Genomic DNA, 12,325 nt, shown 5'->3' on the forward strand with positions numbered 1-12,325 from the left:
GCGCCGCGGCCCGCCGCCCGCGCGGACGCGTTACTGGCTGAAGAGGCGCCGCGTGACCGGCGAACCGGCCGGAATGCCGGCCTCCTCCAGCTTCGCGTACAACTTCATCAACTGCTGCTCGATCGCCAGCAGCGTCGACTCCGGCAGCGGCCGGCGCGAATCGTCGACGACCCGCGCGCCGATCCGCTCGGACAGCGATTTCGCGTAATCGCACATCAGCCGGAACGGCAGGATGTCCTCTTCGGCAACCGGCACGTCGAGCACCAGCGTGATCATGTTGCCCCCCTTGTACGTGAGGTCGTCACGCAGGAAGTTCGTATCGCCGAACTGCAGCATGAACACCGGGTTCTGCTTCGCGTCGAGCTTCACGAAACGCGTGCCGTCGCGCGACAGCAGCAGCCCGTCCTGCGACGCGACCGCCTGCACGTAGTTGGCCGACCACGGCGCACCGTCCGACATCACGTTGATCGACAGTTGCGCGTCGCACTGCGCGGCAAACGCGTCGAGCTCGCGCGCCATCGCCACCGTTTCCATCATGTCCGGGAATTCCGGCGCGCCGTCGATCGCATCGGCGAACTGGTGGACGCCCGTCACGAATTCGGAGAACTCGAGTTCGTTCAGCGCGCCGCTGCGGTTCGCGAGCTGCGCGGCCGCGCGCAGTTCCTCGTAGCGCACGCCGTTCTGCAGCAGCTCCCACTGGCCGCCTTCCGGCTTGCCCTCGATGTGCACGGGCTTGCTGCCCGCGCGGCGCAGCCGCTGCGCGGCGGGCAGGATCTTGTCGCCCGGCAGCGGCCCGGCGAGACGGATCGGCACGATGCAGTCGATCCGGCGATCGACGATCGCGGGCGGCGCCGACGAGATCGTAGTCGCGGCCGGCAGCACCGGTTCGGCCGGCTCGGCCGCTTCATGCACGGCAACCGGCGCGGCTTCCTCGCCGGCGGCCGATTCGCCCGCCTCGGACGGCAAGTCGGCGCCGGTTGCTTCGGCCTGCAGATCGGCCGGCGTATCGGCCGGTGCCGCGCCACCGAACGTCGGCTCGACCCGCGCCGCCTCGACCGGCGCGGCCGACGTGGCCGCCGCGGCGACCGGCGCTGCTGGCTCGCGCCGCACCGGCTGACGGACCGGTTCGATGAACGGCAGCTCGTCGTCCCGCTCCGGGCGGCTCATCGCCTCGGCCGCTTCCTCCGGCATCGGGCGCGGCATCCTGCGCCGCACCTTGGCGCCCTGCCACGCGTTGTAGACCACGACGCCGCCTACCACGACGGCGCCCGCGCCGATCAAACCGAGTGTCAACTCGTCCATGCACGCTCCATCAGCAATTCTTGTTCGTCGGACCCGCGAACGGGCGCCCATGCGCCGCGCGAACGCGGTCCGGTTTCGTCAAACGTCAATTCTGGGCAAAACCCGCGGCGGTTTCCATGTCCACCGCGACGATCCGCGACACGCCCTGCTCCTGCATCGTCACGCCGATCAGTTGCTGCGCCATTTCCATCGCGATCTTGTTGTGCGAGATGAACAGGAACTGCGTCTTGTCGGACATCGCGCGCACGAGATTCGCGAAACGCTCGGTGTTCGCGTCGTCGAGCGGCGCGTCGACCTCGTCGAGCAGACAGAACGGCGCGGGATTCAGCTGGAACATCGCGAACACCAGCGCGGTCGCGGTCAGCGCTTTTTCGCCGCCGGACAGCAGGTGGATCGTCGCGTTCTTCTTGCCCGGCGGCTGCGCCATCACCTGCACGCCGGCGTCGAGGATCTCGTCGCCCGTCATGATCAGCTTCGCCTGGCCCCCGCCGAACAGGCGCGGGAACAGGTCGCTGAAGTGGCGGTTGACTTCGTCGAAGGTGCCCTGCAGCAGCGTGCGGGTTTCCTGGTCGATCTTGTGGATCGCGTCCTCGAGCGTCGTGATCGCGTCGATCAGGTCGGCCGACTGCGCGTCGAGGAACACCTTGCGCTCGCTCGCGGCCTTCAGCTCGTCGAGCGCGGCCATGTTCACCGGGCCGAGCGCATTGATCGCGTTGTTCAGCCGCGTGACCTCACCCTGCAGGTACGACGGCTTCAGGTCCGGCGTCAGCTTCGCGGACAACGCGGCCTCGTCGACCTCGGCCGCCGCGAGCTGCTCGGCGAATTGCTCGACGGACAGGCGCGCGGCCTGCTCCTTCAACTGCAATTCGGTGATGCGGTCGCGCAGCGGCTGCAGCGAGCGCTCGGCGACGAGCCGCTGCTCGTCCGACGCACGCAGCTTCGCGGTCAGGTCGTCCAGCTCGATCCGCGCGGCCTGCAGCGCCTCTTCCTTCACCGCACGCACCTCGAGGGCGTCCTGCAGGCCCGTGTGCGCGGTCTGCTCGTTGATCGTCTCGAGTTCGGCGCGCGCGTCTTCCAGCGACGCGGCAACGCGCTCGCTCTGCTCGTGCGCGACCTGGATGCTGCGCTTGAGTTCGTCGATCCGGGTTACCGCATTGCGCGCGGCGAAGCGCGCGTCGTTCGCGCCGCGTTCCAGGTCGCGCGCTTCCTGGCGCGCCTGCGTCAGCGACTCGTCGAGCGATTCGAACGCGAGCTGGTTGTCCTCGAAACGCGCCTGCAGTTCCGCGAGCTCGCCGTCGAAACGCTCGAAATTCGCTTCCGACTCCGCACGCAGCGCGCGCTGTTCCTCGATCTGCGCGCCGATTTCCTCGAGTTCCTCGCGGATCTGCGTGCTGCGCTGCGTGTAACGTTCGTGCGCCTGCGCGAGCTTCAGTACGTCCATCTGCAGCGCGTGCACGCGCTGCGTCGCGCGCTCGGCCTGCGCTCGCACGTCGCCGAGCGCCTGCGTGGCCTGCGTGTGCGCGGCTTCCGCGCGCACGGCGGCCGTACGCGCCTCGTCGGCGAGCAGCGCCTGTGCACGCACCTGGCGCGTGAGGTTTTCGATTTCCTGCTGGCGGGCCAGCATCCCGGCCTGCTCCGAATCGGCCGCGTAAAGCTGCACGCCGACCCGCGTGACGATATGGCCGGCCTTGACGACGAACGCGCCGCCTGCCGGCAGCTGCGCGCGCGTCGCGAGCGCCTGCGCGATGTCGTCGGCGACATACACGCTGCCGAGCCAGTCGTTCAGCACCGCGCGGATGCCCGCGTCGTCGATGCGCACGAGCGACAGCACCGGACGCAACCCGGCCACCGCGGCAGGCGGTTCGCCGGCCGCGGGCGGTGCGTAGAACGCGAGCTTCGCGGGCGGCGCGTCGGTCGCGAACGCCTTCACCCAGTCGAGATTCGACACCTCGAGCGCGGCCAGGCGCTCGCGCAGCACGGCCTCGAGCGCCGCTTCCCAGCCCGGCTCGACGTGCAGTTTCTTCCACAGACGCGGCAGCGCGCCGAGCTCGTGCTTGTCGAGCCACGGCTGCACCTTGCCTTCCGTCTGCACGTTTTCCTGCAGCTGCTTCAGTGCGGCAAGACGCGCCTCGAGCTGGTGGATCTGCGCGGCTTCGGCCTGCACGCGATCCTGCGCGGCGCGGCGCTCGCCGTCGAGCCGCGGCACCGTTTCCTGCGCGTCGGCAAGGCGCGCCTGCGCTTCGGCGAGGATCTCTTCCTGCTCGGCGAGCTGCATGCGCAACTCCTCGAGCTGCGCTTCGTCCGGCGCATCGAGCCCGCCCGCCTCGCTCTTCAGGCGCTCATGGCGCTGCTGAAGCTGCTGGAGCTGCTGGTCGGCGTTGCGCTGGTGCGCGGCTTCGAGCTTCAGCGACTGTTCGGTCTGCGCGATCCGCGCGCGCTCGTCGTTGAGCTGCGCCTGCGCGTCGCGCCACTTCGCTTCGAGCGCCGGCAGCGCGTCATGCTTCGCGGCCGCGTTGTCCTCGGCGAGCGCGGCCTTCTCGTCGGCCATCGCGCGCGCCTCTTCGGCTTCCTCGAGCTCGTCCTGCGCCTTCTCGGCCTGCGCGCGCCACTGCTCGCGCTGCGCGTTCAATGCGGCGATCTGCGCCTGTACGCGATTGCGCGACTCGACGATGAACTTGATCTCGGCTTCGAGGCGGCTCACTTCGGCATTCGCCTCGTAGAGCGAACCCTGCGCGCCCTGCATCGCGTCGCTCGCCGCGTAATGCGCGACGCGCAGCGTCTCGAGCTGCGCCTCGACCTCGCGCAGCTTTGCCGTCTGCGCCTCGAGGTCGATCTGCGCCTGCTCGATCGCGCGCTGCTGCTTCTGCTGCTCGCCGGCGGCCTCGTTCTTGCGCAGCAGCCACAGCAGGCGCTGCTTCTCCTCGCCGTCGGCGACGAGTTCCTTGTAGCGGGTCGCGACGACAGCCTGCCCCTCGAGCTTCTCGAGGTTCGCGGCGAGTTCGCGGACGATGTCCTCGACGCGCGTCAGGTTCTCGCGCGTGTCGTGCAGGCGGTTCTCGGTTTCGCGGCGGCGTTCCTTGTACTTCGACACGCCTGCGGCTTCCTCGAGGAACACGCGCAGCTCTTCCGGCTTCGCCTCGATGATCCGCGCGATCATGCCCTGCCCGATGATCGCGTACGCGCGCGGCCCGAGGCCCGTGCCGAGGAAGATGTCCTGGATGTCGCGGCGGCGCGCCGGCAGGTTGTTGATGTAGTAGCTCGACGTGCCGTCGCGCGTGAGCACGCGCTTCACGGCAATCTCGCCGTACTGGCCCCACTGGCCGGCCGCGCGGCCGTCGGAGTTGTCGAAGATCAGTTCGACGCTGGCCCGGCTGCCGGGCTTGCGGGCGGTCGAGCCGTTGAAGATCACGTCCTGCATCGATTCGCCGCGCAGCTCGGATGCGCGCGACTCGCCGAGCACCCAGCGCACGGCGTCGATGATGTTGGACTTGCCGCACCCGTTCGGGCCCACCACGCCGACAAGCTGGCCCGGAACCTGGAAATGCGTGGGATCGACAAAGGATTTGAAGCCAGCGAGTTTGATCGAGCTCAGACGCACGGCGGTATCGGATGTGAAGAAGGTGTGAAACGGACGGAGCCGCACGGCGCAAGGCCGGACGGCCCATGCGCGCGACGCGCCCCGGAATTCAAAAACGGGGCCGCGCGCATACAGCGTTGGGCCCCGCAAACGGCTTCCATCATACCATCGCGCGTGCGTCGTCCCGACCGTCGCCGGGTTTGTCCGATGCCGGCGCAGTGCGATGGACCCGGCTCGACAGCAGCGTCGCCAGCACGATGCATGCACCGCCGGCCCACTCGCGCGCGGTCGGCAGCTCGTTCGCGAACACCCATGCCGACAGCGCGGTGATCACGATCTCGAACAGCATGATGATCGACGCACGGTTCGCCGGCACCCGCGCGAGCCCGTATTGCACGAGCAGGTTGTTCGACGCCATCGTCACGCCGATCGCGGCGATGATCAGCGCGGCGACGCCGAGCTGGCCGCCCGCCGGCACGGCGGGCCAGCCCTCGAACAGCGACGCGATCGCACCGAACACCGCCGCGCCGCCGAACAGCGTCGCGGTGCGCATCTCCGCGCGCATCTCCGGCAGCTCGCGGCTCGCCTTGATCACGAGCACGTTGCTCATCGCGAAGCTCAGCCCGGCGGCGAGGCCGGCCCATTCGGCCGGGCTGGCCGGCAGCGGCAGGCCGAGCTGCGGCGACCACAGCATCAGCATCGCGCCGCCGATCGACAGCGCGGCAAGGCCGGCGCCGGCCCAGGTGAGCCGCTCGCGCAGCAGGAAGTGCGCGTAGATCGCGGTCCACGCCGGGGTCAGGTAGAACAGCAGCATCACGCGCAGCACCTCGCCGTGGATCGTGCCCCATACGAACCCGAGGTTCGTCACGCCGGCCGTCACCGCGATGCCGGGCAGCACCCAGTGCCAGCGCAGCGTCGCGATCGTGCGGTGCCGCGCGACGACCACGAACAGGAACGCGACGAGGCTCGTCAGCGCGCTCGCCAGCGTGCCCGTCAGGCCGAGCGACGCGAGGATCCGCAACGGATACCAGATCAGGCCCCATACCGATGCGCCGATCAGGATGGCCAGCGTCGGCAGACTGCCGCGTACCGCGTTATTCATTTGATTCGATACCTTTTGTTCGACCGGCCCGGCCGCCGTTCCGGCGGGCCGCGACCACATTCCGTCACGCTATAATCATTCGTTGCGACCCGCGCGCCGTCGGCGCCCGTTCGCAGCCGTGCGGCGCGCCTGCCGCTTCTTTCGCTCCAACCGGCCGCGATGGCCGCTTCGCCCGTGAACCCTCGACTCGACTCGCTCCAGCCCTATCCCTTCGAAAAGCTGCGCGCCCTGTTCAAGGACGTGACGCCGTCCGGCGCCCTCAAACCGATCAGCTTCGGCATCGGCGAGCCCAAGCACGCGACTCCGGCGCTGATCCGCGACGCCGTGGTGGCCTCGCTCGACGGGCTCGCGTCGTACCCGGCCACCGCCGGCTCGGACGCGCTGCGCACGTCGATCGCGCACTGGCTGGAGCGCCGCTACGGGCTGCCCGCGATCGATCCGGCCACGCAGGTGCTGCCCGTGTCGGGGTCGCGCGAAGCGCTGTTCTCGCTCGCCCAGACCGTCATCGACGCCCGTCCGTCCGAACGGGGCGAGAAGGCGATCGTACTCTGTCCGAATCCTTTCTATCAAATTTACGAAGGCGCGGCACTGCTGGCCGGTGCCGAACCCTATTTCGCGAACAGCGACCCGGCCCGCAACTTCGCGTGCGACTACGCGGCCGTGCCCGACGACGTGTGGGCCCGCACGCAGCTGCTGTACGTGTGCTCGCCCGGCAACCCGACCGGCGCCGTGCTGACGCTCGACGACTGGCGCGAGCTGTTCGCGCTGTCCGACCGGCACGGTTTCGTGATCGCGTCCGACGAGTGCTATTCGGAAATCTACTTCGACGAGGCGGCGCCGCCGCTCGGCGGCCTCGAGGCCGCGCATCGCCTCGGCCGCGGCTTCGAGCGTCTCGTGATGCTGTCGAGCCTGTCGAAGCGCTCGAACGTCCCGGGCATGCGCTCCGGCTTCGTCGCCGGCGACGCCGCGCTGCTGAAGCAATTCCTGCTGTACCGCACGTACCACGGCGCGGCGCTGTCGCCGGTCTGGCAGCACGCGAGCATCGCCGCGTGGAACGACGAGGCACACGTGCGCGAGAACCGCGCGCTGTACCTGCAGAAGTTCAGCACGGTCACGCCGATGCTCGCCGACGTGCTCGACGTGAAACTGCCCGACGCTGCGTTCTACCTGTGGGCGAACGTGTCCCGCACCGGGCTGTCGGACACCGAGTTCGCCCGCCGCCTGTACGCCGACTATAATGTGACGGTTCTGCCCGGTTCCTATCTGGCGCGCGATGCGCACGGTACGAATCCGGGCCGCGATTTCATCCGGATCGCGCTCGTCGCGGGCACCCCCGAATGCGTCGAGGGCGCGCAACGCATCGTCGATTTCTGCCGGGCTCTCGCGCGGTAATCGTCCAATCCGATCAATTCCATCCATCTCCTGCGAAAACGAACATGTCGCAACAACTTCAGCAAATCATCGATACCGCCTGGGAAAACCGCGCCGAGCTGTCGCCGAAGGCCGCACCGGCCGACGTCCGTGAAGCCGTCGCGCACGCGATCGAGCAGCTCGACAAAGGCGCGCTGCGCGTGGCCGAGAAGATCGACGGCAACTGGACCGTGCACCAGTGGCTGAAGAAGGCCGTGCTGCTGTCGTTCCGCCTGGAGGACAACGCGCCGATGCCGGCCGGCGGCTACTCGCAGTTCTACGACAAGGTGCCGTCGAAGTTCGCGAACTACACGACTGAAGATTTCGCCGCGGGCGGCTTCCGCGTCGTTCCGCCGGCCATCGCGCGCCGCGGTTCGTTCATCGCGAAGAACGTCGTGCTGATGCCGTCGTACACGAACATCGGCGCCTACGTCGACGAAGGCACGATGGTCGACACGTGGGCGACGGTCGGCTCGTGCGCGCAGATCGGCAAGAACGTCCACCTGTCGGGCGGCGTCGGCATCGGCGGCGTGCTGGAGCCGCTGCAGGCAAACCCGGTCATCATCGAGGACAACTGCTTCATCGGCGCGCGCTCGGAAGTCGTCGAAGGCGTGATCGTCGAGGAAAACTCGGTGATCTCGATGGGCGTGTACCTCGGCCAGAGCACGAAGATCTACGATCGCGAAACGGGCGAAGTCAGCTACGGCCGCATCCCGGCCGGCTCGGTCGTCGTCGCCGGCAACCTGCCGTCGAAGGACGGCTCGCACAGCCTGTACTGCGCGGTGATCGTCAAGAAGGTCGACGCGAAGACCCGCGCGAAGGTCGGCCTCAACGAGCTGCTGCGAGGCGACTGATGGCGAAGCCGCGCACCGTGGTCGTCTACGGCATTCCGAACTGCGACACCGTGAAGAAGGCCCGCGTGTGGCTCGACGATCACGGCGTCGAATTCGAGTTCCACGATTTCAAGAAGCTCGGCGTCAGCGCGCCGCTGGTTGAAGACTGGTTGAAGGACGTGTCGCTCGACGCGCTCGTGAACAAGCGCGGCACGACGTGGCGCGGCCTGGACGACGCGATGAAGGCGGCCGCCGAAACGAAAACCGGCGCGGTTGCGCTGATGATCCACAAGCCGTCGGTCATCAAGCGTCCCGTGCTCGTCGTCAACGGCCGCGTGAAATCGCTCGGCTTCGCGGCCGACCAATACGCGGCGCTGTTTGCCGCATAGGGCCGCCCGCACCGAGCCCTGAGGGCCCGATGTCCTGTCGCTGCCGGCCACCGCGCCGGCATTTTTTATCGAAAGTGGTCCGAACCATGTCCGCCACCCTAGCCCTTACCGAACAGCTGATCGCCCGTGCGTCCGTGACGCCCGACGACCAGCATTGCCAGCAGATCATGACCGAGCGCCTCGCCGCGCTCGGTTTCGAATGCGAGACCATCGCGTCGCACGGCGTGACGAACCTGTGGGCCGTCAAGCGCGGCACCGACGGCCGCGACGGCAAGCTGCTCGCATTCGCGGGCCACACCGACGTCGTGCCGACCGGCCCGCTCGAGCAGTGGAGCTCGCCGCCGTTCATTCCCGCCCATCGCGACGGCAAGCTGTACGGCCGCGGCGCGGCCGACATGAAGACGTCGCTCGCGGCGTTCGTCGTCGCAGCCGAGGAATTCGTCGCGGCCCATCCCGGCCACCGCGGCGCGCTCGCGTTCCTGATCACGAGCGACGAGGAAGGCCCTGCCACCGACGGCACCGTGAAGGTCGTCGAGCTGCTGCAGGCGCGTGGCGAGCGCCTCGACTATTGCATCGTCGGCGAGCCGACGTCGACCGCCGCGCTCGGCGACGTCGTCAAGAACGGCCGCCGCGGGTCGATGTCGGGCGAACTGGTCGTCAAGGGCATCCAGGGCCACATCGCGTATCCGCACCTCGCGAAGAACCCGATCCACCTGCTCGCGCCGGCGCTCGCCGAGCTCGCCGTCGAGCAATGGGACGAAGGCAACGAATATTTCCCGCCGACCACCTGGCAGGTATCGAACCTGCACGCCGGCACCGGCGCGACCAACGTGATCCCCGGCCACGCCGACCTGCTGTTCAACTTCCGCTTTTCCACCGCCAGCACGGTCGAAGGCCTGCAGGCGCGCGTGCATGCGATCCTCGACAAGCATGGCCTCGAATACACGCTGAAGTGGTCGGTGAGCGGCCTGCCGTTCCTCACGCCGCGCGGCGAGCTGTCGGGCGCGCTGGAAAACGCGATCCGTGCCGAGACCGGCATCACGACCGAGCTGTCGACGACGGGCGGCACGTCGGATGGCCGCTTCATCGCGCGCATCTGCCCGCAGGTGATCGAGTTCGGCCCGCCGAACGGCAGCATCCACAAGATCGACGAACACATCGAGGTGCGCTTCATCGATCCGCTGAAGAACGTGTACCGCCGCGTGCTCGAACAACTGATCGCCTGACGGAGCCTCGCATGACGACACCTTTTGCAACTGTCCGGGACCTGCTGCGCTATGCGGTCACGCGCTTCTCGAAGGCGAAGCTCGCATTCGGCCACGGCTCCGACAACGCGTACGACGAAGCGGCCTACCTCGTGCTGCACACGCTCGAGCTGCCGCTCGACACGCTCGAGCCGTTCCTCGATGCGCGGCTGCTGCCCGACGAAATCGCGGCCGTGCTTGCCGTGATCGAACGGCGCGCGGCCGACCGCGTGCCGGCCGCGTACCTCACGCATGAAGCCTGGATGCACGGCCACCGCTTCTACGTCGACGAGCGCGTGATCGTGCCGCGCTCGTTCATCGGCGAACTGCTCGACGACGGGCTGCAGCCGTACGTCGCCGATCCCGAGCAGGTCGGCGCGGTGCTCGAGCTGTGCACGGGCTCCGGCTGCCTCGCGATCCTGGCGGCCAGCGCGTTCCCGAACGCCGAGGTCGATGCGGTCGACCTGTCCGACAAGGCACTCGAAGTCGCGGAGATCAACGTGCGCGACTACGGCCTCGAAGATCGCATCACGCTGCACCGCGGCGACCTCTATGCACCGCTGCCCGCGTTCCGCGCCGATCCCGACGCTCGCTACGACGTGATCCTGACCAACCCGCCGTACGTGAACGCATCGTCGATGGCCGCGCTGCCGCCCGAATACCGGCACGAGCCGGAGATGGCGCTCGCGGGCGGCGACGACGGGATGGACATCGTCCGACGCATCGTCGCCGAAGCGCATCGCTGGCTGCACGACGACGGTATCCTGGTCGTCGAGATCGGCAACGAGCGCGACAACGTCGAAGCCGCGTTCGGCGGCCTCGAACTCACGTGGCTGCCCACCAGCGCGGGCGACGATGCCGTGTTCCTGATCCAGGCGTCGGACCTGCCGCGCAAGGCCTGAGCCTCCTTTCCGTGCGGCGCGGTACACCGCTGCGCCGCGCGGTTGGGTAAGATGCGCGTAAGCGGCCGCCGCGCCGCACGACTTCAGGAGTCCGTCACGCGCCCATGACCCTCGACTGGCTACATCTCGGTACCCTGATCCTGACGATCCACGTGCTCGGGATCGTCGCGGCGTTCCACGCGATCATGAACACGCGCACGTCGCAAGGCGCGATCGCGTGGGCCGTCTCGCTCGCGGCCATGCCGTACCTGACGCTCATTCCGTACCTGTTCCTCGGGCGCAGCAAGTTCTCCGGCTACGTCGACGCGCGGCGCCACGAGCTGGAGATGTTGCGCATGCACACACCGCGCTCGCCCTGGCTCAGCACCGACGCAACCGACGGCCCGGCCGCCGACGCCATCGGCCAGGCGGCCGTGCTCGCGCTCACGCGGCTCGGCGGCATGCCGTTCCTCGGCGGCAACTCGGTGCGCACGCTCGTGAACGGCGAAGCGACGTTCTCGGCGATCCTGTCGGCCATCGACGCCGCGCGCGATTACGTGGTCGTCCAGTTCTTCATCGTGCGCGACGATGCGCTCGGCCAGATGCTGCGCGACGCGCTGCTCGCGCGCGCGGCAGCCGGCGTGCGCTGCTGCCTGCTGTACGACAGCATCGGCAGCTTCGACCTGCCGCACAGCTATGTCGACGCGCTGCGCCGGGGCGGCGTCGAGGTTCACCCGTTCGCGACCAACCGCAAATTCGTCAACCGTTTCCAGCTCAACTTCCGCAACCATCGCAAGATCGTCGTGATCGACGGCAATCGCGCGTTCGTCGGCGGCCACAACGTCGGCGTCGAATATCTCGGCGCGAAGCCGCGCCTGTCGCCGTGGCGCGACACGCACATCGAGATCCGCGGCCCGGTGGTCGCGAGCATCCAGTACGTGTTCGCCGAAGACTGGCACTGGGCGACGCAGAAACTGCCACCGCTCGCGCTGCCGCCGCCGGCGCAGCCGGGCGACAACATGCATTGCCTCGCGGTGCCGATGGGGCCGGCCGACAAGCAGGAAACGGGCTCGCTGTTCTTCGTCGAGGCGATCAACGCCGCGCGCGAACGCGTCTGGATCACCTCGCCGTACCTCGTCCCCGACGAGGCCGTGATCTCCGCGCTGAAGCTCGCCGTGATGCGCGGCGTCGACGTACGCATCCTGATCCCGAGCCGGCGCGATCACTATGTGGTGTTCGAGGCGTCGAAGCTGTACGCGCGCGACCTGGTCGATGCCGGCGTCAAGGTGTTCCGCTACCGTCCCGGCTTCCTGCACCAGAAGGTCGTGCTGATCGACCGCAGCGCGGCCGCGATCGGCAGCGCGAATCTCGACAACCGCTCGTTCCGCCTCAATTTCGAGATCATGGTGCTGACCGTCGACCGCGCATTCGCCGACGAGGTCGAGACGATGCTCGACGCCGACTTCGCGCAGGCGTACGAGGTCGATGCGGACGAATACCGCCGGTCGCCCGCGTGGCGGCGCATCGCGATGCACGTCGCGCGGCTGTTCGCGCCGATCCTGTAACGGCCCGGGCGCCACCGGCGCC

Annotated in this window: 9 protein-coding genes; 6 read left to right on the forward strand and 3 right to left on the reverse strand. The window is 68.6% G+C overall.

Features of this window, described 5'->3' with window-relative positions:
• Positions 1-30: 30 nt before the first annotated feature.
• The 3 genes from GQ56_RS0114695 to GQ56_RS0114705 all read right to left on the reverse strand — a co-directional run bounded on the left by GQ56_RS0114695 (position 31) and on the right by GQ56_RS0114705 (position 5,981).
• A complete protein-coding gene (locus GQ56_RS0114695; RefSeq protein WP_031399374.1) occupies positions 31-1,302 on the reverse strand; it encodes a cell division protein ZipA C-terminal FtsZ-binding domain-containing protein in 1,272 nt (423 codons plus the stop codon).
• Positions 1,303-1,387: 85 nt separating this feature from the next.
• Positions 1,388-4,900, reverse strand: coding sequence for a chromosome segregation protein SMC (smc, locus tag GQ56_RS0114700; RefSeq protein WP_031399375.1), 3,513 nt, complete (start codon positions 4,898-4,900; stop codon positions 1,388-1,390).
• Positions 4,901-5,039: 139 nt separating this feature from the next.
• Complete coding sequence (locus GQ56_RS0114705) at positions 5,040-5,981, reverse strand: DMT family transporter (protein WP_031399376.1); 942 nt, start codon at positions 5,979-5,981, stop codon at positions 5,040-5,042.
• A 159-nt stretch (positions 5,982-6,140) separates the two neighbouring features.
• On the opposite strand from GQ56_RS0114705, the gene dapC reads away from it, so the two are divergent.
• The 6 genes from dapC (at position 6,141) to cls (ending at position 12,303) form a co-directional block, all read left to right on the forward strand.
• Entirely contained in the window at positions 6,141-7,373 is a 1,233-nt protein-coding gene (dapC, locus tag GQ56_RS0114710; RefSeq protein WP_031399377.1) for a succinyldiaminopimelate transaminase, read from the forward strand.
• 44 nt (positions 7,374-7,417) lie between these two features.
• A complete protein-coding gene (gene dapD / locus GQ56_RS0114715) occupies positions 7,418-8,245 on the forward strand; it encodes a 2,3,4,5-tetrahydropyridine-2,6-dicarboxylate N-succinyltransferase (protein ID WP_031399378.1) in 828 nt (275 codons plus the stop codon).
• Positions 8,245-8,613 carry an ArsC family reductase gene (locus tag GQ56_RS0114720; protein ID WP_031399379.1) on the forward strand — a complete coding sequence of 123 codons (369 nt, stop codon included), beginning with the start codon at positions 8,245-8,247 and terminating at the stop codon, positions 8,611-8,613. Before dapD ends, GQ56_RS0114720 begins: the two co-directional genes overlap by 1 nt.
• Positions 8,614-8,699: 86 nt before the next feature.
• Complete coding sequence (gene dapE / locus GQ56_RS0114725) at positions 8,700-9,839, forward strand: succinyl-diaminopimelate desuccinylase (RefSeq protein WP_031399380.1); 1,140 nt, start codon at positions 8,700-8,702, stop codon at positions 9,837-9,839.
• Between the two features lie 11 nt (positions 9,840-9,850).
• Entirely contained in the window at positions 9,851-10,759 is a 909-nt protein-coding gene (gene prmB, locus GQ56_RS0114730; protein ID WP_031399381.1) for a 50S ribosomal protein L3 N(5)-glutamine methyltransferase, read from the forward strand.
• A 104-nt stretch (positions 10,760-10,863) separates the two neighbouring features.
• A complete protein-coding gene (cls, locus tag GQ56_RS0114735) occupies positions 10,864-12,303 on the forward strand; it encodes a cardiolipin synthase (RefSeq protein WP_031399382.1) in 1,440 nt (479 codons plus the stop codon).
• Positions 12,304-12,325 lie beyond the last annotated feature (22 nt).

This window comes from Burkholderia paludis (assembly GCF_000732615.1).
In the GTDB taxonomy this organism is placed as follows: Bacteria; Pseudomonadota; Gammaproteobacteria; order Burkholderiales; family Burkholderiaceae; genus Burkholderia; species Burkholderia paludis.